The sequence below is a fragment of the Phytohabitans sp. LZ39 genome, assembly GCF_059359075.1.
In genome coordinates this window covers 152,270-175,479 of the sequence record NZ_JCADBM010000012.1, presented here as the reverse complement: position 1 = coordinate 175,479, position 23,210 = coordinate 152,270, and the positions used below count along the sequence as shown (strand labels likewise).

21 protein-coding genes are annotated in these 23,210 nt (G+C 72.3%); 9 read left to right on the top strand and 12 right to left on the bottom strand.

The features are described 5' to 3' along the window. Positions 1 to 44: 44 nt before the first annotated feature. Both AC5L36_RS23515 and AC5L36_RS23510 read left to right on the top strand, forming a co-directional pair. Positions 45 to 479 (top strand): SRPBCC family protein, encoded by a 435-nt coding sequence (locus tag AC5L36_RS23515; protein WP_441219556.1) that lies wholly within the window; start codon positions 45 to 47, stop codon positions 477 to 479. Next, positions 466 to 795: an ArsR/SmtB family transcription factor gene (locus AC5L36_RS23510; RefSeq protein ID WP_441219554.1), complete on the top strand. Its 330-nt coding sequence runs from the start codon at positions 466 to 468 to the stop codon at positions 793 to 795. The genes AC5L36_RS23515 and AC5L36_RS23510 overlap by 14 nt, the downstream gene beginning before the upstream one ends. Here AC5L36_RS23510 and AC5L36_RS23505 read toward each other — a convergent pair whose 3' ends face one another. The 3 genes from AC5L36_RS23505 to AC5L36_RS23495 are packed head-to-tail and all read right to left on the bottom strand — an operon-like array spanning position 796 to position 3,345. Further along, positions 796 to 1,659, bottom strand: coding sequence for a DUF350 domain-containing protein (locus tag AC5L36_RS23505; RefSeq protein WP_441219552.1), 864 nt, complete (start codon positions 1,657 to 1,659; stop codon positions 796 to 798). It abuts the gene before it with no gap. A 14-nt stretch (positions 1,660 to 1,673) separates the two neighbouring features. Further along, positions 1,674 to 2,966 (bottom strand): glutathionylspermidine synthase family protein, encoded by a 1,293-nt coding sequence (locus AC5L36_RS23500; protein ID WP_441219550.1) that lies wholly within the window; start codon positions 2,964 to 2,966, stop codon positions 1,674 to 1,676. A 1-nt stretch (position 2,967) separates the two neighbouring features. Continuing rightward, a complete protein-coding gene (locus AC5L36_RS23495) occupies positions 2,968 to 3,345 on the bottom strand; it encodes a hypothetical protein (RefSeq protein WP_441219548.1) in 378 nt (125 codons plus the stop codon). A gap of 157 nt (positions 3,346 to 3,502) precedes the next feature. Between AC5L36_RS23495 and AC5L36_RS23490 the strand changes: the two genes are divergently transcribed. Then, positions 3,503 to 4,732, top strand: coding sequence for a putative acyl-CoA thioester hydrolase (locus AC5L36_RS23490; protein WP_441219546.1), 1,230 nt, complete (start codon positions 3,503 to 3,505; stop codon positions 4,730 to 4,732). A 22-nt stretch (positions 4,733 to 4,754) separates the two neighbouring features. Here the strand turns inward: AC5L36_RS23490 and AC5L36_RS23485 are convergent, their stop codons facing one another. Next, on the bottom strand, positions 4,755 to 5,672 hold the full coding sequence (locus tag AC5L36_RS23485; protein WP_441219544.1) for a serine protein kinase RIO: 918 nt from the start codon (positions 5,670 to 5,672) through the stop codon (positions 4,755 to 4,757). A gap of 347 nt (positions 5,673 to 6,019) precedes the next feature. Between AC5L36_RS23485 and AC5L36_RS23480 the strand changes: the two genes are divergently transcribed. The 5 genes from AC5L36_RS23480 to AC5L36_RS23460 are packed head-to-tail and all read left to right on the top strand — an operon-like array spanning position 6,020 to position 11,328. Next, complete coding sequence (locus AC5L36_RS23480) at positions 6,020 to 7,525, top strand: FGGY-family carbohydrate kinase (RefSeq protein WP_441219542.1); 1,506 nt, start codon at positions 6,020 to 6,022, stop codon at positions 7,523 to 7,525. Next, complete coding sequence (locus AC5L36_RS23475; RefSeq protein ID WP_441219540.1) at positions 7,522 to 8,142, top strand: histidine phosphatase family protein; 621 nt, start codon at positions 7,522 to 7,524, stop codon at positions 8,140 to 8,142. Before AC5L36_RS23480 ends, AC5L36_RS23475 begins: the two co-directional genes overlap by 4 nt. Beyond that, complete coding sequence (locus AC5L36_RS23470) at positions 8,139 to 8,927, top strand: DeoR/GlpR family DNA-binding transcription regulator (RefSeq protein WP_441219538.1); 789 nt, start codon at positions 8,139 to 8,141, stop codon at positions 8,925 to 8,927. The genes AC5L36_RS23475 and AC5L36_RS23470 overlap by 4 nt, the downstream gene beginning before the upstream one ends. Further along, positions 8,924 to 10,339 (top strand): FGGY family carbohydrate kinase, encoded by a 1,416-nt coding sequence (locus tag AC5L36_RS23465; protein ID WP_441219536.1) that lies wholly within the window; start codon positions 8,924 to 8,926, stop codon positions 10,337 to 10,339. The genes AC5L36_RS23470 and AC5L36_RS23465 overlap by 4 nt, the downstream gene beginning before the upstream one ends. Continuing rightward, positions 10,336 to 11,328 (top strand): 2-hydroxyacid dehydrogenase, encoded by a 993-nt coding sequence (locus AC5L36_RS23460; protein WP_441219534.1) that lies wholly within the window; start codon positions 10,336 to 10,338, stop codon positions 11,326 to 11,328. The genes AC5L36_RS23465 and AC5L36_RS23460 overlap by 4 nt, the downstream gene beginning before the upstream one ends. Positions 11,329 to 11,704: 376 nt before the next feature. On the opposite strand, the gene AC5L36_RS23455 is transcribed toward AC5L36_RS23460, so the two are convergent. From AC5L36_RS23455 to AC5L36_RS23420, 8 genes are all read right to left on the bottom strand, one after another. Further along, a complete protein-coding gene (locus tag AC5L36_RS23455) occupies positions 11,705 to 15,331 on the bottom strand; it encodes a glycosyl hydrolase (RefSeq protein ID WP_441219532.1) in 3,627 nt (1,208 codons plus the stop codon). Then, on the bottom strand, positions 15,328 to 16,152 hold the full coding sequence (locus AC5L36_RS23450) for a carbohydrate ABC transporter permease (RefSeq protein WP_441219530.1): 825 nt from the start codon (positions 16,150 to 16,152) through the stop codon (positions 15,328 to 15,330). The genes AC5L36_RS23455 and AC5L36_RS23450 overlap by 4 nt, the downstream gene beginning before the upstream one ends. Then, a complete protein-coding gene (locus AC5L36_RS23445; protein WP_441219528.1) occupies positions 16,149 to 17,111 on the bottom strand; it encodes a carbohydrate ABC transporter permease in 963 nt (320 codons plus the stop codon). Before AC5L36_RS23445 ends, AC5L36_RS23450 begins: the two co-directional genes overlap by 4 nt. After that, on the bottom strand, positions 17,108 to 18,403 hold the full coding sequence (locus tag AC5L36_RS23440; RefSeq protein ID WP_441219526.1) for an ABC transporter substrate-binding protein: 1,296 nt from the start codon (positions 18,401 to 18,403) through the stop codon (positions 17,108 to 17,110). Before AC5L36_RS23440 ends, AC5L36_RS23445 begins: the two co-directional genes overlap by 4 nt. A 167-nt stretch (positions 18,404 to 18,570) precedes the next feature. Further along, on the bottom strand, positions 18,571 to 19,359 hold the full coding sequence (gene lra1, locus AC5L36_RS23435; protein WP_441219524.1) for an L-rhamnose 1-dehydrogenase Lra1: 789 nt from the start codon (positions 19,357 to 19,359) through the stop codon (positions 18,571 to 18,573). After that, entirely contained in the window at positions 19,356 to 20,546 is a 1,191-nt protein-coding gene (gene rhmD, locus AC5L36_RS23430) for an L-rhamnonate dehydratase (RefSeq protein ID WP_441219522.1), read from the bottom strand. The genes lra1 and rhmD overlap by 4 nt, the downstream gene beginning before the upstream one ends. A 2-nt stretch (positions 20,547 to 20,548) precedes the next feature. Then, a complete protein-coding gene (locus AC5L36_RS23425; protein ID WP_441219520.1) occupies positions 20,549 to 21,520 on the bottom strand; it encodes a zinc-dependent alcohol dehydrogenase in 972 nt (323 codons plus the stop codon). A gap of 3 nt (positions 21,521 to 21,523) precedes the next feature. After that, positions 21,524 to 22,300, bottom strand: coding sequence for an MBL fold metallo-hydrolase (locus tag AC5L36_RS23420; RefSeq protein ID WP_441219518.1), 777 nt, complete (start codon positions 22,298 to 22,300; stop codon positions 21,524 to 21,526). 87 nt (positions 22,301 to 22,387) lie between these two features. On the opposite strand from AC5L36_RS23420, the gene AC5L36_RS23415 reads away from it, so the two are divergent. Continuing rightward, a complete protein-coding gene (locus tag AC5L36_RS23415) occupies positions 22,388 to 23,161 on the top strand; it encodes an IclR family transcriptional regulator (RefSeq protein ID WP_441219516.1) in 774 nt (257 codons plus the stop codon). The last annotated feature ends 49 nt before the right edge of the window (positions 23,162 to 23,210 follow it).

Here is a 23,210-nt window from a genome sequence, read left to right as displayed (position 1 = left end):
TATACGTTAGGTGGCAACCGAAACGTTGCTACAAGGAGATGGACATGGCATTCCCCGACCGGATCGAGCGCACGCTCCAGCTGGCCCACCCACCGGAGCGGGTGTGGGCGGCGCTGACCACCGCCGAGGGCCTGGGCACCTGGTTTGGCAACAGCGCCGAGGTCGACCTGCGCGTCGGCGGCCAGGCCACCCTCACCTGGGACAGCGGCGACACCGCCACGCTCAACATCGAGCGCCTTGAGCCGCCGCGCGTCTTCGGTTACACGTGGTCGATCTACGGCCTTCCCGAAGGCGACCCGCGACGCACCTATGTGGAGTTCACGCTCGAGCCCTCGAGCGGCGGCACCACCCTGACGATGGTCGAGAGCGGGTTCGCGCAGCTGCCGGACACCGAGCACAAGGCGGCCTTCTCGGGCAACACGTCGGGCTGGACCAGCGAGCTGGGCGAGCTCGTCACGTACCTCGATGGAAAAGCCTGACCTGGAGGCGGTGGCCCAGGAGGTCTTCGCCGCACTGGCCGACCCGAGCCGGCGGGGCATCCTCGCCGCGCTCGCGGCCCGCGGCCCGGCCACCGCCACCGACCTGGCCGGCCAGCTGCCGATCACCCGGCAGGCCATCGCCAAGCACCTCGCCCTGCTCGCCGAGGCGGGGTTGGTGGTGGCCGAGCCGGGCGAGCGGCGCCGGGTGCGCTACCGGCTCGACTCCGCGCCGATGAAGGTGGCGCAGCAGTTCCTCGCCGCGCTCGCCCGCGACTGGGACGGCCCGCTCGCCGCCCTCCAAGAGCGGTTGAGGTAGCTACTCGACGTAGAGGTTGACCGCGGCGCTGACCGGTATCGCCACCATCACGAGGAGAAACGCGAGCAGCGCCGCGGCACCCTTCTGCTGCCGCTCGTGGATGGTCTTCAGCGTGCAGTCTCCGGTGAGGACGAACCAGTCGATGACGTAGCGCGCGACGTACAGGCCGACGTAGGAGATGCCGAGCGCCACGCCGAAGCCGCGCAGGCTGTCCGACCACGTGGTGAAGTCGCCGGCCATCGCGCCGTACAGGATCAGGCCCACCGAGCCGAGCACCGCGGCGCTCTCCAGACCTTCGGTGACGCCGCCGGCCCCGACCGCGGTGCGCAGGTGGCCTCGCGTCACCGCGCTGTGCAGGTAGAAGGCGACGACGAGGGCGGCGATCCCGGCCACCGTGAAGACGAGCGTGGCGAGCAGTCCGGTGCGCAAGGTCGGTGCCTCGCCGACGAACGTGGCGCGCACGACCATCCCGAGTCCGATGTAGAACCCCAGCCGGACCAGCCCGACCGAGAGCGGCACCTTGTCGAGCGTGGCCAGCCGGGTGCGGGTGCGGGTGCGCAGGATCATCCAGTCGGTCAGCGGCAGGCCGACTGCGGCGAGCACCGTGGCCCAGGCGAGGGCGCCGGCCACCCAGCCCAGCGACGACCAATCCGAGGTGTCCTGGCCGACGAGGCTGGACACCCCGACCACCTGGACGAACACGAACCCCACCCGCTGGGCCAGATAGGCCCAGTTGTTGGCCAGCCACAGCTCGGCGTGGTCGTCGAACGCCGTCAGCCTGTTGAGCAGCCACCAGCCGGCACCGACGCCCACCACGACGATGAGCACCTGGAGTACCGCTATCAGTGGCGCCGGATCATCCATGTCGTCAGCGCTCCTCAGCCGATGTAGTCGATGGTGTGCGGTACGAAGTGACTCAGGTTGTCGGTGACCGGGCCGGCGCTCTCCCGGATGCCGAGCCCGGCCGGCTCGCCGTCGATCATCCAGACACCCAGCACGGGATGCCAGCGCGCGCCCTGCTCGTCGGGGAAGGTGGGCAGCGGCGCGTACGCCTGGCAGACGTACGGACCGCCGTACGGGCCCTGGTTGCTGAGCACCGTCTCGCCGTCGACGACGATGCTCACGTTGGCGCCCTCGCGGCCGAGCAGCGGTTTGCGCACGTACGAGGTGAGCCAGGCCGGCCGCTCGTCCTCGAAGTACGCCGGGAGCAGCAGGTCGCGGCGCGCCGGGTCGTCACCGAACAGCTGCCAGAGCACGGGCAGCAGGCCCTTGTTGCTCCACATCATCTTGTACGGCGGCTCGATCCACACCGTGCTGTCGCGCAACGGGTCGCCCATGTCGCGGAAGCAGCGCCGCGCGAAGCGGTCGTCGTTCATCCACTCCCACGGGTACAGCTTGAAAATGACGTGGATGCGCTCGAGGTCGGCGTCGTAGAAATGGTCGTCGGTGGCCGGGTCGCCGGCGCCGATCTCGCTCATCCACAGAAACTTCACCCGGTACCCCAGCGGCTCCAGCGCCTGGCGCGCGGTCTCCATCAGGTACTCGGTGTTGAACAGGTCTTCGCCGGTGTCGTCGGCCCCGTCGCAGGCGAAGTGGATGGTCAGCGGGGTGGGCAGGTGTGGCCGGGCCTGGCGCAGGCGACCGATGTTGCGCTGCCAGGCGTCGACGAGCCGCTCGTGCACCGCGTTCCACTGGTCCTTGCCCTGCGCGGTCTCCTGGTGCCAGTACCACTGGATCACCGCGGACTCGGGTAGCGCGGTCGGTGTGTCCGCGTTGAACTCCAGCAGCTGCGGCCTTCCGCCGTCGTACCGCACGTCGAAGCGGCCGTACACGCTGGGCGAGAAGTCGCCGCGCGAGCGCCCGCCCGGGCCGGTGTCGTCGTCGTACCAGGTGCGGGCCACCTGCTCCCACGTGAACTCGGGGATGCCGAGCCGGCCGAGCAGCCCGTTTTCCAGGATGTGGTCGCCCGCGGCCACGCACATCTCGAAGAGCGCCTCGGCGTCGGTGTGCAGGGACTCGACCTCGGCGGCGGTGAAGTCGTAGAACGGACCTTCCCGCCAATACAGCACGGGCTCGCCGTCGGGTCCGGGCGTCTCGTTGTACACGAGTCCCTGGGCGGCGATGAGCTCGCGCCAGCCCGGCCGGACAGCGCCGGCGGCGATGCGGCGCACCTCAGCCCCCTCCGCTGCCGCGGCCGGAGTCGCTGCCGAAGCCGCCCGCCACCACGGTGCCATTGGCAATCTTGCCGGTGGGTGGCAGGCCGTACCGCTCGCGGGCGGCCGCGTCGCCGAACGGGATCTTCGTGCCGCCGGTGAGCTTGTGGCCGGGCCGGAGGCCGCGCCCGTACGCCGCGGTCCACAGGAAGTAGCGCCCGTTCGGCTCGTCACACCGGTCTTCCTCGACGATCACGCCCTGGTCGTCGCCGCAGTAGACCTGCCGCTCGGGCGCGCTCTGCGTGCTCTGGCACGCCGCCGTCAGCCCGGCCGTCGTGGCCAGGGCCGCCAATGTGAGGTAGCTCCGCCCCAGCGGTACGGCATTGGATCGCCTCATGAGCCGCTCCCTTGGATACGCCGCTATGGACGGTAGTTGACCATTGCAACGGCATTCCACCCCGCCGGGCAGGCCAACGATAGCGATCTATCGAAACCCCGTCTATGATCAGCCTGCCCGCGCTGAGGCAAGCGCTTTCCTCGCTGATTGGGGTCCGATGACGAAGCTCTTTGCCGCGGTCGCCGCGGCGGCTCTGTTGTGGGCGGCGCCCGCGCAGGCCCACCCTGGGCAGATCGCGCCGGGCACATCCGCGCGGCCGATCCTCTCCCCCGCCGAGGCCGCGCCCTACACGCCGGGCAACTACCTGGGCTGGTCCGGGCCGTACACGGCGCCGGTCCGCGACCCCTGGCTCCCCGGCCCGATCCTCGCCACCGGCCGTCCGGACTTCGTCGTCGGCGCGCCGGCCGGCAGCCACCCCACCGTGCAGGCGGCGGTCAACGCGGCGTTCGCCGCCGGCGGGACCGGCCGCCGGTACATCAAGGTGCTGCCCGGCACGTACACCGGGACGGTCTTCATCCCCGCCGGCACGCCACCGCTGACGCTCTACGGCGCCGGACGGCGCCCCGACGACGTGCGGTTGGAGTTCACAGTGGACGCGACGGTCACCCCGGCCCAATGGGCGGCCCGGGTGAACCCGTCCGGGCAGTACCGCGAGGGCGACCCGGCGTGGGACATGTACCAGTCGTGCGCGACAAGGACCAGCGCGACGGCCGGGCTGTGCGCCACCGTGGTCTGGTCGCAGAGCACCGACCTGCGACTGCGCGGGCTGACCATCACCAACACCCTGCTGGACACCGTGGACAGTGGCACGCACCAGGCGCTCGCGCTGCGCACGGACGCCGACCGCACGCAGATCGAGCAGGTCCGGCTGGTCAGCCGCCAGGACACGTTCTACGCGAACGCGAACGACCCGGACCGCATCGCCCGCGTGCTGGTCCGCGACAGCTACATCGAAGGCGACACCGACTTCGTCTTCGGGCGGGCCAGCGCGCTCTTCGAGCGCACAAGGTTTCACCTCGTGTCGACCCGCAAGCCGTCCGGCGGCGTCATCTTCGCGCCGAGCACCGCACCGGCCTATCCGTACGGCTTCCTGGTCCGGCACTGCCTGATCACCGCCGACGAGGGCTACGCGGCCGCACCCACCGGGCACCTGGGGCGGGCGTGGGACCAGGGCGCGGGCGCCACGGGATACGTGCCCGGCGTCAGTCCCAACGGGCAGCTCGTCATCCGCGACAGCTACCTCGGCGCGGGCTTCGATGCGGTGGCACCGTGGGCCCCGGCGGCCACCACGGCGCGCCCCTTCGCCGCTCGCACCGACGCCGGGCGCGACCTCGACGATCCCGCGTACAACCGGCTCTTCGAGTACCGCAACACCGGCGGTCGGTGAGGCGTGGACGTACGGTGTGGCGTCAGTCGAGGCCGGCCTCCTTGCGGAGCAGGGCGGGCAGCTCGTCCGGTGCGACTGTCCCGCCGGTCAGGTCGTGCCCGGTGAACCACTTCCCCACGTTGAGCGCGTCCCGCTCCAGGAAGTGGGCGCCGCGCGGGTTGGCCACCACGTCGACCACCTGCGGCAGGTCGATCATGACGACCCGTCCACGGTGGACCAGCAGGTTGTACGCGGACAGGTCGCCGTGCGCCAACCCGAAGCGGGCCAGCGTCACGAGCATCTCCACGACCTGGTCCCAGAGCGGAACGAGCTCGGCACCCCGCGTGCGGGTCTCGGCGAGCCGCGGCGCCGCCGTGCCGTCGTCGTCGCCGATGAACTCCAGCAGCACCTCGGTGCCGAGGATCTGCACCGGATACGGCACCGGCGCACCCGCCTCGTAGAGCCGGCACAGCGCGCCGAACTCGGCGTCCGCCCACTGCCCGGCGACCATCTGCCGCCCGAACGCGGTGCGGTTGGCCATGGCCCGGTTGGTGCGGGACTCCTTGACCCGCCGGCCCTCCAGGTATCCGGCGTCGCGGTGGAAGAGCCGGTGCTCGGCGCCGCGGTAGCGTTTCGCCGCGAGCAGGCAGGACTCGCCGGTGTCCGGCACACCCCGCCGCAGCAGGAAGACGTCGGCCTCTTTGCCGGTCTTCAGCACACCCAGCTCGGTGTCGACCGCGGCGAGCGCGGTGACGAGCCAGTCAGGATGCGGTCGCGGCCCGCGCTGCCCGGCCGTGGATTGGTCCCATGTGGACCAGCGGTCACCCTCCGGCAGCCCGTCGACGGCATCGAGGGCGTCTTCGCTGGGCAGCTGGGCGCGGCCGGGGTGGCGCTTGTCGTAGCTTGGTTCGTCGTCGTCAAAACGCCGTTTGCCACGGCGTCGCGAAGTGAAGTCGCGCAAGGGAGGAGCTCCTCGGGAAGAAAGCGGTCAAGGCAGGCGTCATCGCGCCCGCGACGGGCTTCAACACAGGACTCGCCTCCCTCCGCTCACCGGCTCAAAGACCGGCTCCCGATCGACCCGCACAGCCTGCCGCCGAGGCAGGCCCCACGCAACCCATTTCCGCGCCGCCGGTCTCGTCGCGGCTACTCCAGCCCTCGGTCTCGCTGGGATCGCGCGACATCGGCCCATCGGTACCCGCAACGCCGCGGCCACACATCCGGGGCCCGTTTTTAAAGCCCTGCTTGTCTAGTTAACACCCGAGCCTGTTATATTCCACGTTAAGTCGGAGGAGGGAGCGCCGATCGCCCATGGTTCACTCGTCAGCGACCAATGGCGATCCGCTGTGGGCCGGGGTCGACGTCGGCACGCAGAGCCTCCGGGTCGCCGTCGTGGACGCCGGCGGCTCGGTGGTCGGGCAGGCGGCGCGTGCCCTCGCCAGCCAGCGGGCGCCCGGCCGCATCCACGAGCAGGACCCGGCGACCTGGTGGCGGGCGCTCGGCGAGGCCAGCCGCGCCGCCCTCGGCGGCATCGCGCCCGAGCGGGTGCGCGGCATCGCGCTGTGCAGCACCTCCGGCACCGTCCTGCTCACCGACCGCGAGGGTGCCGCGCTCGGCCCCGCGCTCATGTACGACGACGCCCGCGCGGCCGCCGAGGAGCAGCGCGCGGCCGAGGCCGGTGGCGCGCTGTGGGTGTCGCTCGGCTACCCGATGCAGCGCTCCTGGGCCCTGCCGAAGGCACTGTGGCTGCTCGGCCGGGCGGACGCGGACACCCGGCGGGCGGCACAGCGCGGCGGAGTGCGACTCGCCCACTCCGCGGACTACCTCGCCGGCCGGCTCGTGGGCGCTCCGGTCGCGACCGACTTCAGCCACGCGCTCAAGACGGGGTACGACCTGGCCGCGCACCGCTGGCCGACCGAGGTGCTCGACGAGCTCGGCATGCCCCTCGCCATGCTGCCCGACGTGGTGCGGCCGGGCACCCGCCTCGGCACGGTCGGCGCGGAGGCCGCGACGCACACCGGGCTGCGGGCCGGCACACCGGTGCTCGCCGGCATGACCGACGGCTGCGCCGCCCAGATCGCGGCCGGCGCCCTCGCCCCCGGCGAGTGGAACTCCGTGCTCGGCACCACGCTCGTCCTCAAGGGCGTCACCGCCGGGCGGCTCGCCGACCCCGGTGGTGCCGTCTACTCGCACCGGCACCCGGACGGCGGATGGCTGCCCGGCGGAGCGTCCAATGTGGGCGCCGGCTCGATACCGCCGGAGTTCCGCGCCGACCTGGCGGGCTTCGACGCCGCGGCCGCCGACCGCGAGCCGGCCGGCGCGGTGGCCTACCCGCTCGCGTCGCGGGGCGAGCGGTTCCCGTTCGTACGGCCGGACGCCGAGGGGTTCCTGCTCGGCACCCCACGCTCGGACACCGACCGGTACGCGGCGGTCCTCCAAGGCGTCGCGTACGTCGAGCGGCTCTGCTACGCGTACCTGGAGACGCTGGGCGCCCGCGTCGACGGCCGCACGATGGTGACCGGCGGGGGCAGCCGCAGCGACTACTGGACCCAGCTGCGCGCCGACGTGCTCGGCCGGCCGCTGCACCTGCCGGCACAGGCCGAGCCGGCGTTCGGCATGGCGGTGCTCGCGGCGGCCGGAAACGGCTCGCTGTCGGTCACCGCCCGGCGGATGGTCCGCCTGGTCGGCGCCGTCGAGCCGCGGCCGGGGGCGGCGGAGCGGTTCGCCGAGCCGTTCGGGCTGTTCGTCGACGAGCTGCTCCGGCGCGGATACATCGACGCGGCCCTGGCCAAGCACGCGCGGGGAGGCCTGGCGTGACTCTCATCCACCTCGCCCGGCACGGGCAGACGCCGTGGCACCGGCCCAACCGGTACACCGGCAGCTCCGACATCGACCTCGACGAGGTCGGCGTCGGCCAGGCGGAGGCCCTGGCGCGGTGGGCCGAGGGGGCCGGCCTGACGGCGCTGGCCTGCTCCGACCTGCGCCGGGCGGTCCGCACCGCGGAGCCGGCGGCGGCGCGTACCGGGCTGACCCCGCTCGTCGACAAGCGCCTCCGCGAGCTGGACTTCGGGCGGGCCGAGGGGCGCACCCTCGCCGAGATGCGGGCCGAGGACCCGGCCGCGGTCGAGCGGTTCGTCGCCGACCCGGACACGCACCACATGCCCGGCGGCGAGGCGCCCAAAGACGCGGTGGCCCGCGCGACGGCCGCCCTGGCCGACCTGGCGGCGACGCACCCCGACGGCACCCTGCTGGTGGTCGCGCACAGCACGCTCATCCGGCTCGTGGTGTGCGCGGCGCTGGGCGTGCCGCTCCGGGAGTACCGCCGCAAGCTCCCCCGCCTGGCCCCCGCCTCCCGCACGGAGCTGGAAGTGCGGGGCGGCGCGGTCGCGTTGCTGGCCTACAACGTGCCTCTGGACGCAGGATGTGCGGCATGACCGCCACCCCCTCCGCCGAGCGCAGCCGGCCCGCGCAGCGCCAGGCCGAGATAGCCGAGTACGTCGTCAGCCGCGGCTCCGTCTCCGCCACAGACCTGGCCGAGGCGTTCGGCGTGAGTCTCATGACGATCCACCGCGACCTCGACGAGCTGGAACGCCAGGGCGTCGTGCGCAAGTACCGCGGCGGCGTCAGTGCCCAGCCGTCGAGCGTCTTCGAGAGCAACGTGTCCTACCGGATGCAGGCCGCGCTGGCCGAAAAGCAGGCGCTCGCCCGGCACGCCCGCACGCTCATCGAGCCCGGCATGGCCGTGATGCTCGACGACTCCACGTCCACATTGGAGCTGGCCCGCCTGCTGGAGGGCATCACCCCGCTGACCGTGGTGACGAACTTCCTCGAGACGGTCAAGCTGCTCGCCGGCCGGCCGGGCCTGCGGCTGCTGGCGCTCGGCGGTGAGTACCACGGCACCCACGACTCGTTCCTCGGCGTGCCCTGCATCGAGGCGATCGAGGCGCTGCGCGTCGACCTGCTCTTCGCGTCGACGTCCGCGATCGGCGGCGGCTACGCCTACCACCAGGAGCAGGAGATCGTGCTGGTGAAGCGGGCGATGATGCGGGCCGCCCAGCGCTCGGTGCTGATGGTCGACCACACCAAGCTCGGCCGGGTGGCGCTGCACCGGCTGGCCCCACTGCGCGACTTCGAGCTGGTGCTGACTGACGGGTCAGCCAGCCGCGAGTCGCTGGCGGAGATGCGCGAACACGGCGTGCGGTACGAGGTGATTACATGATCATTGGGCTCGACCTGGGCACCACGCTCATCAAGGCGGTCGCGTTCGCCGACGACGGCACGCCGCTGGCCCGCGCGGCCGAGCGCACGCGGCTCGACCGACCCGGCCCCGGCCGGTACGAGCAGGACGTGCGCGAGGTCTTCGCCGCGGCGGAGTCGGTGCTCAGCCAGCTGGCCGGCCACGGCCCAGTCGACGCGATCGGCATCACCGGGCAGGGCGACGGGGTGTGGCTGGCCGGCGCCGACGGCGAGCCGGTCCGCCCGGCCGTCTCCTGGCTCGACGCCCGTGCCGGCGAGATCCTGTCCCGGTGGCAGGCCGACGGGACGCTCGAGGCGCTGTTCCGGCGCACCGGGTCGCTGCTCTTCCTCGGGGCCGCCGCGCCGATCCTCGCCGCCCTCGCCGCGGAGGAGCCCGCGACGCTGGAGGCGGCCGCGACCGCCGGCTACTGCAAAGACCTGGTGCTGGAGCGGCTGACCGGCCTGCGCGCCACCGACCCGTCCGACGCCTCGGTGCCGTTTCTCGACCCGCACACCGGCGACTACGCCGACGACCTGCTCAAGCTCTGCGGCCTCGACCGCTATCGCCGGCTGCTTGCACCCGTGCTGCGCCGGCCGCGGGCACCGCTCTCCGCCGCGGCCGCCGCCCGCACCGGCCTGCCCGCCGGCATCCCGGTCGTCGCCGCGCCGTACGACCTGCCCGCCTGCGCCTGGGGCGGCGGGGTCACGGAGGTCGGCGACGGGCTGCTCATCCTCGGCACCACGCTCGCCTGCCAGGTGCTGACCGACACCGTCGACACGTCCGGCGAGCCGTGCGGCTTGACCCTGGCCACCTGGGCCGAGGGCCGCTGGCTGCGCGCGATGCCCGCGATGGTCGGCGCCGCCGCGCTCGACTGGGTCCTCGACATCGTCGGCGCCACCGTGGCCGAGCTTCCCGACCTGCTGGCCGCCAGTCCGCCCGGCGCCAACGGCGTGACCGTGCTGCCGTTCTTCGCCGAGGCCGGCGAACGGGCGCCGTTCGTCGAGCCCCGCGCCCGCGCCCGCATCGACGGCCTGCACGTCGGCACCGGCCGCGCCGACATCGTGCGGGCCGCCGCCGAGGCCATCGCGTACGCCGCGCGGCACTGCTTCGCCGCCGCCGGCCTCACCGGCGACCTCGTCGTCTGCGGCGGCGGCGCGGCCAGCCTCCCGTGGCTGCGGATCTTCGCCGACGTGCTCGACCGCCCGCTGCGCGCACTCGCCGGCGACGAGGTGGGCGCGCGCGGCGCCGCGCTGGCCGCCGGCGCGACGGGCTGGCCCGCCCCGGCCGGCACGCTCGTCGAGCCGGGCCCGGCCGCGGCGATCTACGCCGACGGTTACGCCCGCTACCTGCGGGCGGTCGGCCACGCACGAGACTGGTGGAGGGCACAGCCGTGAAGATCCTGGTCGCCGGAGACCACTTCGTGACGCCGGCGCTCGTGGCATCCTCGCTGCCGTCCGGTGTGGACGTCAGTTCGCTGCTTCTGCCGTGGCCCTACGAGCCCTTCGGCCCGATCGCCGACGTCGACGAGGCCAGCGGCGACGAATCCGAGCTGATCGCGGCGCTGGACGGCGTCGAGGTCGCGATCACGCAAATGGCGCCGTTCACGTCACGCGTCATCGAGGCCGCCGACGCGCTGCGCCTCATCGTCTGCACGAGAGGCGGCCCCGTCAACGTCAACCTCGCGGCCGCCACCAAACGCGGCATCGCCGTCTGCGCCACACCCGGCCGCAACGCGCCCGCCGCGGCCGAACACACCATCGCGCTCATCCTCGCCGCCCTGCGCCACATCCCCGACGTACACGGCACCGTCCGCGCCGGCGAATGGCGCAGCGACCTCTACGCGCTGAACGCCGCCGGCCGCGAGCTCTCCGGCACCACGGCCGGCCTCGTCGGCTACGGCGCGATCGGCGCCCGTGTGGCCCGCATCCTGCGTGCCTTCGACGCTTCCGTGCTCGTCTACGACCCGTACGCCGAGCCGAGCGAGGGCTTCGTATCCACTCTGGACGAACTGCTCGGCCGCTCGTCGATCGTGAGCCTGCACGCCCGCCTGACCGCCGAGACCCGGCACATGATGGACGCGGCCGCCCTGTCCCGCATGCCGCGCGGTGGCCTGCTCGTCAACACCGCCCGTGGCGGCCTTGTCGACTATGACGCGGTCGTGGACGCGCTGGAGTCCGGACACCTCGGCGCCGCCGCCTTCGACGTCTACGACCCGGAGCCGATCCCCGCCGGCGCGCGGCTCCTCACCGCGCCCAACGTGGTGCTCACGCCCCACCTGGCCGGCGCCACGGTCCAGACCGCCGAACGCGCCGCCCGCCTCGCCGCCGAGGTCGTCACCGCCTACGCCGCCGGCACTCCCCTACCCGGCCAAGTAAACCCCTAGAGACATTTGGGGTCAGGGTCAGGCACTCCCCGGCCGTCCACTGCCGGCTCCGCGGAACAAGCCCCGACGGGTCTTCGCGGCCCTACCTCCACGATCTGACGCAGCGTGACCAGGCCGGGGTCGGGACGCCGCTCACACCGCCGCGGCGGCTACTCGCGGCGACGAAACCCCTGTTGCTTTCCCGGATCGGCGATCCGGGAGCGGGCATTGTGGACAAACGTCGACCATCGCCTGGTGCCAGCTCAATCCACCGGCCCCCTTCTCCCCCGGGCGGGCTGCGCGCAGGGTGAGCGCGACCAGCGGCGGACGGGTGAGGCCGCGGGAGCAACGGTATGGACCACGACGCACATCGCGGTAGCTCAAATCTCGGTCCAAATCACCAGCGGAGGGTCACCGGGCCGAAGAGGCCGGCGGTGCGTTGGCCTTTGAAGACGAAGTGGGTGGGGCTGACCGCGTCAAGGTACGGGGCCAGCGTGCCGTAGACCGCCACCTCGATGTCGTTGTCGCCGTCGCGGAGTGCGCCGGCGGCGTCGAAGACGTAGGGCGAACAGACGCGGGCGCCGAGCGGCTGGCCGTTGAGGGTGACCTCGGCGGTGCCGCGCACGCGGCCCAGGTCCACAGTGGCCGGACCGGCGCCGGCGGCGGTGAAGCGGGTGAGGTAGCGGACGCCGCCGCTGTACTCGGGCAGGCCCACGTCTTCCCAGTCGCCGAGCGCGATGGTCCCGCTCCCGACCTCGAAGGTGATCGGGCCGGCCAGGATCGCGCCGTGCGAGTAGCCGGGTCGGGTGACGACGCGCAGCACGCATTCGCGCGAGTCGGGCAGGTCGACGGTCAGCGTCACCGGGTCACCGGCGCCCTTCGCCAGCGTGACGCCGTCTACGAGTACGGCGACCTCGCCGTACGCCGACAGGCGCAGCGCCGTGGCACCGGGTGGCACCACGAACGACAGCCACTGCACCGGCGGCTGGTCGGGCGCGGCGAGCACCACGGGAAGTACCGTGCCGTCGGCCGGTGTGTCTTCCAGCCAGGCGGTCTCCGGCAGCGGGTGTGGCCGGCGCGGCAGGTGCAGGGCCGCCGGGTCGCCGTACTGGCGGCGGCGTACCAGCGTGTCCACCGGCACGCCGTCGCGGGTGGCCGACCAGTGCCGGCCGGAGAGGGCGGCGCCGTCGACGAGGACGGCGGCCGCGGCCGTGCCTTCGGTGAGCTCGACCGACAGCTCGTTTTCACCTGGCCGCAGGTGCGGGGTGAGGTCGTAGCGGCGCACGCGCGGCGTCTCCTGTTCGGCGTACGGCTCGAAGCCGCCCTGCCGGCCGACCTCGACGCCGTTGACGCGCAGGACGCAGCGCTCCCGTGCGGCCACTTGCACGGCACCGGACGGCGCGCCGACCGCCGTCCGCAGTACCACGTGGCCGCCCGGAGCGCCGGCGGCGACCATCCACTCCGGACGTTCGAAGCGGGCGGGGTCGCCGACGACCGCGATGTACGCGCGCAGGTCGAGGTCTTCGTCCGGGGTCAGTGCCAGCTCCAGCGGGTGGCGCCCGGGCGCGAGCCGCACCTCGGTGAGCGCCAGGTAGCCGCGGTCGTCGAGAGGCAGTGGCGTACCGTCCAATGTGGCGGCCTTCGCCGCGGGCGCGCCGACCGCGAGCCAGCCGGTGACGTCGGCGGCCACCACCAGCTCGGTGCACACCCGCACGGGGGCCCCGGCGGTGGCCGGCCCGAGGGCGAGGAACTCTTCCGGCACGTGGGCCTTCGGGCCGAGCGTCTCGCGGTGGATCGGGTCTTTGCGGATGCCCCGCGAGGTGGAGTACACCAGCGGGCCGCCGGCGACCGCGTGCGGGCCGAACGTCGCGTAGGCCGGCGTCCAGGTCTCGCCGTCGAGGGAGTGCCGCACCTCCCAGCGCTGCACCGGGACCATGCCGCCGGAGGGCCGGGCGAAGTCGCCCCACGTGTTGTCCATGGTGGACACCAGCTCCGCCGTCCACTCGTCGCCGAGGTCGAGGGCGTGCGTCGGGGCGGGCGCCGGCGAAGGGGTCGCCGCCGACGGCGCGGAGGGGAAGACGAGCAGGGCCGCCGGGCCGCCGTCGAACGGCACGCGTACGTCGACCGCGTCGCCGGACGGTGTGCAGTCGAGCGGCCGCGCCCGCCCGGTGAACGGGTCGATGAGCAGCGCGTTGGGCGCGACGCCGCGTACCCGCACGGGGATGCTGTCGTGGTAGCGGCCGGGGTCGAAGTCGTACTCGGCGTCCAGCCAGCCCAGCGAGATCCCCCGCGCCTCGGGATTGCCCACGGCCACCTCGCTCGCCCGTGGGGCCGCGGCGGGCAGAAAGACCACCCGGGTGCCGTCGACGTCGCGGACCAGCGACGGCACCGGCGCGTCCACCGGCGGCGGCACGGCGGCCAGCAACGCGCCGAGGTCGTCGACGTCACGCACGAAATGCGCCCTGCCGGCCTCGAAATGGGCGAGCAGCGCGCCGTGTGACGGCAGCGCCCCGACCGCCACCAACAGGCCGCCGCCGGCCACGAAGGCGTCGAGGCGCTCCGCCACCCGATCGTCCACGAACGTCATCGCGGGCAGGACGACGACGCGGTACTCCTCGCCGGCGACCCGCACCCGGCCGCCGGTGACGTCGGCGCGGGCCAGCGAGTCGTCGTCGATCACGTCCGCCTCGCGGCGCAGCCGGTCGAGCACGCCGGGCACGGTGTTGAACCAGGTCATGTCGCCGACCAGGTCGAGGTAGGTGCGGTGGGCCAGGCGGGCGGCCGCGTCGGTCGCCACCTCGGTGGTCGCGGCACCCGGTACGCCGGTGCCGGCCTGCACGGTGGTGGTCGGCAGCAGCACCGCGACGTCGCAGACGTGCCGGCCGAGCGAGAGCGCCGCGCACAGGCGGGCCACCGCGCCGGCGAAGACGGGATAGTGCCGCCAGTACGGCTGCCGCCAGTCGGTCGACGGCGGCGCCCACTCCCACCAGCCGCCACGGGTCGAGTAGTAGGTGGCGTGCGGGTCGTAGAGCGTGGCGCCGGCCCGCAGCCAGGGCAGGAGCCAGTCGAACGTCTCCTCCAGCGTGCCACCCCAGCCGCTGGAGTGGAACGCCTCCAGCCAGGCGCGCGGATGCCCGTACAGGTGGGCGAGCGAGGAGTGCAGCCGGGCGTCGCCGTGGTGGTCGGAACCGGGCGCGCTGAACCACCGGTGGGTGCGGGCGTAATCCGCGTACAGCTGCACGCCCTCGATGGGATGGCCGGCGCGGGCCGGGTCCTGCTGGTCGCAGGCGGAGAGCAGCCCGTGCCGCTCGTGCCACTCGGCGTGCGGGCGGAAGAACGCCTCCTCGGCCAGCTCGGCCCGGGTCAGGTGGTAGTCGCGGCGGATCGCGCGACCGGCGGGATCGTCCACATCCCACAGTGCCGGCAGCACCGGCGCCAGCTCGTATCCGCGCCGCCGCGCGAACTCCGCGGCGAACGTGGGCGACCAGGTCGGCATCGCCGGCAGCTCGTCCTGGAACGAGCCCACGACGACCGTGCCGAGCCGGTGGCCGAGCCGCCGCTCGAACTCGCCGTGCACCCGGTCGAGCAGCGCCGCGCAGGCCTCCGGCGAGAGGTAGTCGAAGCCGCCCGTTTCGACGCTCCCGTCCGGCAGCAGCCACTGCCCCGCGTACCCGGGGTGCTCCTCCACGAGCCGGGCCGGGATGTCGGCCCCGGAGAAGCCGATCTGGTCGTAGAACCACAGCGACACGCCCAGCTCGGCCGCGTCGTCGCAGACCTCGTCGAGCAGCGCCCACCACTCGTCGGAGAAGAACGCCGGCCGGTCCGGGTCGCTGCCGAACAGCGGCCCGGTGGCGGCGAGGTTGGTGATGACGAGGTTGTGGATGCCACCGGCCGCGTACCGCTCCAGCTGCCAGCGCATCCGCCGCCGGTCGAGCGGGTCGCCGCTCCACCACCAGATGGCCGTCGGCGAGAACGCGCGCGGCGGCTCGGCCAGCACCGCGGCCAGCGAGGGGGGCAGCGTCATCCCTTGAGCCCGCTCGCGAAGCCCTTGATGACGTACCGCTGAAGCACCAGGAACACCACCAGGATCGGGATCGCGCCGAGCACCAGGCCGGCGAAGACGAGGCCGTAGTCGGAGACGTACTGCCCGACGAACGCGAAGATGCGCACCGGCACCGTCTCCTTGTCCGATCCGGCCAGGTAGAGCAGCGGCGTGAAGAAGTCGTTCCAGATGAAGACCGCGTTGAGGATCAGCACCGTGCCGGTGATCGGTCGCAGGAGCGGGAAGACGATCCGGGTGTACGCCTGCACGTGCGAGGCGCCGTCGACCAGCGCGGCGGCGGCGTACTCCTGCGGCAGCGCGCGGATGAAGCCGGTGTAGAGGAAGACCGTGAAGGGCAGCTGGATCCCCGTGTAGAACAGGATGATCGCCTGGTAGCTGCCGATGAGGTCGAGCCGGGAGAAGAGGTTGTAGAGCGGGATCATCCCGAGCTGGAAGGGCAGCACGATGCCGAGCAGGAAGAGGATGTAGAGCCCGTACCCGAGCCGGGTGCCGGTGCGGGCGATCCAATAGGCAGCACACGAGCCGACCACGATCAACAACACCAGACTCACCACGGTAATCAACGTGCTGCTCAGCAGCGCGCCACCCAGCGAGGCCGACGACCACGCCGACGAGTAGTTGTCCAATGTGGGTGGAGTGGGCAGCGACAGTGGGTGAGCGGCGATCTGCCCCGGGTCCTTTAGAGATAGCGTGATCAACGCATATACCGGAAAGACGAACACGACGGCCGCCACGACCATGACCAGCTCGAGCAGGAACGTACGAGGGCGGTACCGGTTCACGCGGAATCCTCCCGGGCACGCAGGTAGCGGATCTGCACCAGCGAAACGGCGGCGACGAAGAGGGCCAGCACGAGCGCCACCGCGGTGCTGTAGCCGTACCGGCCGAAGACGAACGCCTGCTTGTAGAGCACAGTGGACAGTGTCTCGGTCGCGTATCCCGGTCCGCCGCCGGTCGCCGCGAACACCTGGTCGAAGAGCTTGAGCCCGCCGATGGTGGAGAGCATCACGTTGATGGTGGTGGAGGGCGCGAGCAGCGGCCAGGTGACGTACCGGAAGCGGGCGACCGGGCCGGCGCCGTCGATGGTGGCCGCCTCCCGCACGTCCTTGCCGATGCCCTCCAGCCCGGCCAGGAAGATCACCATCGAGTAGCCGGCGTTCTGCCACACGACCATCGCGGCCACCGACCAAAGCGCCAGCGACGGGTCGCCGAGCCAGTCCTGCCGCAGCGAACCCAGGCCGACCGCGCCCAGCAGCCCGTTGAGGCCTTCGTCGGGCGCGGGGTTGTACACGTACTTCCACAGGAACGCGACCATCACCGGGCTCACCACGACCGGCGCGAAGAAGATGGCCCGCAGCAGCATCCGGCTCTTGATGCGGGCGTGCACGCCGAGCGCCAGCAGCAGGCCGACTCCATTTTGGACGACCACGATCGCGACGGTCAGCAGCAGCGTGTTCTTCAGTGCGCCGAGCGTCTGGTCGTCGTGCAGCAGGGTGTCGAAGTTGCGGAACCCCACGAACGACCAGTCGCCCAGCCCGGTCCAGTCGGTGAACGCGTAGACGACGCCGGCGATGCTCGGGTAGAGCACGATCGCGGCGTAGCACAGCAGCGCGGGCACCACGAAGAGCCAGGGCGGGCCCAGCTTGTTGCGCGGCCGCCGCCGCGCCGGTCGCGTCGGGGGTGCTGCTGGGCTCGACTCCGGTGCTGCGGTGGCCACGCTGCTCGCTCTCGTCACGGTCACTGAGCCTTCTTGTAGGCCTCGTCCATCTTCTTCAGCGCGTCGTCGACGGTGATCTTCTTGGCCAGCAGGTCCTGGATCACCGAGAAGTGCGTCGGCTGCACCTCGGCGTTGGGCCAGCGCGAACCGACCGCCGCGACGCGCCCGCCGTCGAGCAACGGCAGGAACGACTGGAGCGCCGGGTCCACCTTGGACGTCGCGTCCCGCTTGATCGGGATGGCGGCGACGACCTCGCACCACTTGTTGATGTTCTCCTGCTTGCCGAGGTACTCCACGAACGCGAGCGCGGCGTCCTTGTTCTTGCTCTTGGCGTGCACGCCCAGGCCGACGTTCGCGGCGCCCCAGGTGTAGACCTGGTCGGCCGTGTCCGCGTTCGGGAACGGGAACATGTCGATGTCGTCCTTGTTGGTGGCCGCGTCGCGGAACGCCGGCAGCAGCGGCGCCACCTGCACGGCCATCGCGGCCTGGCCGGTGCCGACCATCGCGGTCTGCTGCTCCAGCGTGGTGCCGTTGGGGTTGTCGTTGAAGAAGCCCTGGTCGCGCAGGCTCATGTAGAGCTCCATCGACTTCTTCCACCCGGAGTCGAGGAACGTCGCCTTACCGGCCAGCATCTGGTCGTCGAAGTCCGGGGTGTCGCGGTAGACGTAGCCGGCCACCAGCGCGTACGTGATGAGCTGGGTGACCCACTGGGTCTGCGCGCCGAGCGCGATCGGCACCTTGCCGGCCGCCTTGAGCTTCTGGCAGGCGCTGATCAGCTCCGGCCAGGTCTTGGGGATCTCGACCCCGGCACCGGAGAAGACGCTCTTGTTGTAGATGGCGCCGATGACGGTGAGTCCGGAGGAGAAGAGGTAGGTCTTGCCGTCGTAGGTGAAGGACGACTTGAGGTTTTCCGGGATCATCGAGACCCACGACTGGCCGCTCAGGTCGGCGAGCAGGCCCGCCTTGCCCAGCTCGGTGGTGGACATCGAGTTGCCCGCGCCGGGGTAGAGCACGTGCAGGTCGGGCGCGTTGCCGCCGCCGAGCTGGGTGCGCACCGAGGTGGTCACCTGGTCGGTCGGCGCGTACGAGGTCTTGAACGTCACGCCGGCGCCGCTGTCCGTGTACTGCTTGGTCAGCACGTCGAGCGGGCCCTTCTCGTCGGCGACGCCGACCAGGCTGAGCGTCTTGGACCCGCCGCCGCCCGACGAGTCGTCGCCGCACGCGGCGAGCAGGCCGGAGGCACCCACGCCGGCCGCCAGCCCGCCGATCATCCGCAGAAACTGAGCCCGGTTGAGACGGTTATCTGTCGCTGTCATGCGTTCCTCTCCCATGACTGTGAGAGCGAGTGTTAAAACTAGCAGAAATCTTGTTACGAGGAGCGTATGGCTGTGTCATCGGCGTGTCAAGGCAGACGTTTCGCCAGGTCAGAGCACATACGGAAGCGTGACGAAGCGACGTGATAACCCCGTGCAATCCTGTTACGTCACTGGAGGTTGACGAACAGGCCGCCGTCCACGAGCAGGCTCGCGCCGGTCACGTACCGGGCGGCGTCGGAGGCGAGGAAGACGGCGGGGCCGGCGAGGTCGTTCGGCTCGCCGAAGCGGCCCAGCGGGATCCGCTGGTCGAGGTAGGCCCGCTTGGCCGGATCGCTCCAGTCGTCCTTGTTGATGTCGGTGGCGATCGCGCCGGGCAGGATCGAGTTGCAGGTGATGCCGTGCGGGCCGAGCGAGATGGCAAGCGACTGCATGAGCGAGTGGATGCCCGCCTTGGTCGGCGTGTAGTGGGCCTGAAGCGCGCCACCGACCAGCGCGCTGATCGAGCTGACCGAGATGATGCGGCCGCCGCGCCCCTGCTCCACCATCACCCGCGCGGCCGCCTGCGAGCACAGGAACGCGCCCTTGAGGTTGACCCCCTGCACCCGGTCCCACAGCTCCTCGGGCATCGTGAGGAAGTCGTGGAACGGGCAGATGCCGGCGCTGTTGACCAGGATGTCCAGCCCACCGAGCGCACCGGCGGCCGCCGTCACCATCGCGGTCACCGCGGCGGAGTCGGAGACGTCCGCCTCGACCGCCACCGCCCGCCGGCCCAGCGCCTCGGCCTCGCGGACCACCGCGGCGGCGTCACCGGCGTTGTCGTGGCCGAACTCCGCGGTGCCGGGCACGTGGTAGTTGACCGCGACGTCGGCGCCGGCGGCGGCCAGGCCGAGCGCGATAGCCCGCCCGATGCCGCGGGACGCGCCGGTGACCAGCGCCGCCTTGCCTTCCAGCGTCATGGTGGTCCCTCCCGCGGGTACGGCCGGGTGAGCGTGACGTCCGGGTTGAGCCGCACGCCGAAGCCGGGCCGGTCGGGCACCCGGATCCGGCCGCCGACCGGCACCGGCTCGTCGAGCAGGAGCGGGCGCATCATCGGCACGACCTCGCTCCCGTCCGGGTGCATCATCAGAAACTCGGTGAACGGGCTGTTGGGCCGGCTCACCACGAAGTGGTACGAGTACACGCTGGACGCGTGCGGCACCACCGCCTTGCCGTGGCTGTCGGCCAGCGCGGCGATCCGCAGCAGCTCGGTGATGCCGCCGCACCAGCCCATGTCCGGCTGCACGATGTCGACGGCGCCGAGCTCCAGCAGCAGGCGGAAGCCCCAGCGGGTGGCCTCGTGCTCGCCCGCTGTCAGCAGCATGCGCGCGGGCATGCGGCGGCGCAGCTCACCGTGGCCCCAGTAGTCGTCCGGGAGCAGCGGCTCCTCGATCCAGCGCAGCCCCAGCGCGTCGGCGGCGTGCGCGAGGCGGGTGGCGTAGTCGACGTCGAGCGACATCCAGCAGTCCCACATCAGCCAGAAGTCGTCGCCGACCCGGTCGCGCATCTCGGCCAGCGCGGCCAGGTTGGCGCGCAGCCCTTCCTCGCCCTCGGCCGGGCCGTGCCGCAGCGGCAGCTTGCCGCCGATGAACCCCATCTCGCGGGCGAGGTCGGGGCGCGGCCCGGTGGCATAGCAGACGAGCTCGTCGCGCACCGCGCCGCCGAGCAGCTGGTGCACGGGCTCCTGACGGACGTGGCCGAGCACGTCCCACAGGGCCAGGTCGACGCCGCTGATCGCGTTGAGCACCACGCCCTTACGTCCATAGTAGAGCGTGGCGCGGTACATCTGGTCCCACGCCTTCTCGATGTCGCTGACCCGCAGGCCCTCGACGAGCCGGGCCAGGTGGTGCTCGACGATCCACGCGCCCACCTCGCCGCCGACGGTGACGCCGAAGCCGACGCTCCCGTCGTCGGCTTCCACCTCCACCACCAGCGTGCCGAGCACGTTGATGCCGAACGACTGCCGGCTCCCCCGGTACTCCGGGTAGCGGGCCATCGGCGTCGCGATGTGGTCGTCGATCCAGTGGCCGGTGTCCTGGTCGTGGTAGTCGCCGCCACCGCCGCGCACCGTGTACGCGCGCACCTGGCGGACGATCGGCATGCCCATGCTCACGCCTCACCGCAGAAGACGAGCACCTTGCTGGCGTCCAGCGAGCCGGCGGCCAGCGCGGCGAACGCGTCCGGCGCGCCGCCCAGCCCGGCCCGCCCCTCCACGAGGTGTTCCAGGCCTGGCGGCCGGGTGGCGACCCAGGCGGCCGTCTCGCGGAACTCCGCCGAGGGGTAGCAGAAGCTGCCCAGGATGGTGCGCTCGTAGGTGCTCACCGCGTACGCGGCGAGGGTCACCTGGGGCGCGTTCATGCCGACGAGCACGACGCGGGCGCCCAATGTGGATCTGTCGAGCGCGGCGGCGAGGCTGGCGCTGCTGCCGACCGCGTCGAGCACCACGGTCGCGGCACCGTCGACATCGGACGGATGGGTGGCGTCGAAGCCCAGCCGGGACAGCAGCGCCCGGCGGCCCGGGTGTGGCTCGCTCACCACCACCGCGGCGGCACCGAGGCGGCGGGCCGCGAGCGCGCAGGCCTGCCCGATGGGCCCGCCGCCGATCACCAGCGCCCGGTCGTCCGGGCCTACGCCGCCCCGCTTGGCCGCGTGGTAACCGACAGCCAGCGGCTCGACAAGTGCTCCGTACTCGATGGGAATGTCGGCTGGCAGGACGACCACGTTGCGCTCCGGCACGGTCATGAGCTCCGCGAAGGCCGACCGGTAGGTGGGGTCGACGCCGATGACCCGGCGGCGCGCGCACAGCTGCTCGGTGCCGGCGGCACACTGTGGACAGTCGCCGCAGCCGATGACCGGGTTGACCGTCACCAGCGTGCCCTCGCCCTCGACCCGGCCGACCGTCTCGTGCCCCATCACCTGGCCGGGGTGGCGCCGGCCGTTCTCCCCGGTGTAGCCGTGCAGGTCGGAGCCGCAGATGCCGGTGGCGGCGACCCGGATCAGCACCTCGCCGCCGGCGGGCACCGGGTCGGGGACCTGCTCCACCCGCAGGTCACCGGGTCCGTGGAAGACGAGCGCGCGCATCGGTCACTCCCCCGCCACGACGCCGTCCGGGTACCGGTCGAAGACCTTGGGGTCGTAGAGCGGCACGATGTGGTCGGCGACCTGGCGGGTGCGCTCGTAGCAGGCGAGCCCCTCGTACATGTTCTCGTTGATGCCGAGCATGCGGCCATCCTCGACGTTCTCGTAGTAGAAGAAGGCGTCCGACGCGACGACGGTGCCGGCGGTGGAGTCGACCTCGACGGCGACCGAGGCGCGGTGGTGCGTGCCCGCCCACCACGTGCGCAGGCCGGGCACCACCTCGTCTTCGTCCTCCAGCAGCCGCACCCGGTCCCACGCGTCGGTGACGAGGTGCACGAGCACCTCGCGGGAGAGCGAGGTCCACCGGTTGTCGTGCGGGTGGTCGTGCGTGGTGTGGAAGTGGATCCAGCCCCGCTTCGACAGGCACACCCGCGCGTTGCGGAAGAGCGGGATGCCCGCGGTCGTGTAGAGCTGGAACGGCGTGGCGAAGACATGGGTGACCTCGTCGGGGCGCACACCAACGCGGCCCAGCTGGGCTTCGAGGGTCTCGCCCTCGTCCCGCTGGTACAGCGCGCGCGGCCCCAGGATCGAGGTCCAGATCTCGTTGAGCGGCGCGAGGTCGGCGGGCGCACCGGTGTTGACGAGCGCGGTCACGCCCTCGCCCCGGACCAGCAGCACGTTGAACGAGAGCGGAAACCAGCGGTCCCACTCCCCCATCCAGAAGAGCTCCGGCCCGGGGATCTCCGTCCGCCCGACCGGGAGCGCCCGCACCGCGAACGTCATGATCCGCACTTTAGCCCCGCCATCGCGGCGGATGTCAAGGATGGAGACGCTTGTTCGCATACGTGAACTGGCGCTACCGTGCGTGGCGTGGAGACGGTCAAGTCGGCGCAGCGCGTGCTCGCGATCCTGGAGCTGTTGACGGGGCGCGAGACCCCGCTGACGTTCACCGACATCGCCGGCGCGCTTGGCTATCCGCGGTCCAGCCTGCACAGCCTGCTCGCCACGCTCGTGCGATCCGGCTGGGCCGAGCTCGACCCTGTCACCCGGCGCTACACGCTGGGCATCCGCGCGTGGCAGGCCGGCAACACCTACCTGCGCGCGGTCGACCTGGCCGACCGCGCGCGGCCACACATGGAGCGCGTCCGCGACGCCCTCGGCGAGACCGTCCAGCTCGCCGTCCTCGACGGGCGGCACAACGTCTACGTCGCGAAGGTCGACGGCACGCAGATGCTCGTGCTCGCCTCAGCCGTCGGCCGGCGGCTCGCGGCACACGCCACCGGCGTCGGCAAGGTGCTGCTCGCCGACCTGCCCGACGCCGAGCGCCGGTCTCTGCTGTCCGGCCAGCCGCTGGAGCGCTTCACCGAGCACACGCTGACCGACCTCGGCCGGCTGGAGGAGGAGCTCGCGCGGATCCGCGAGCGCGGCCACAGCACGGACAACGAGGAGTACACCCGCGGCGTCCGCTGCGTCGCCGTGCCGGTGCGCGACCACACCGGCCGCACGGTCGCCGCGATGAGCGTCTCCGTGCCCACGATCCGCTTCGACCAGGCCCGCGCCGACGACGCCCTCGCCCGGCTGGCCGCCGCCGCCACCGCCCTCTCCGCGTCACTCGGCTGGTCCCCCGACGTGACGTTTTCCTGAGCGGTCCCAGGTCTCCGGCGCGACGGCCTGGACGGCTGGACGCCCGCAG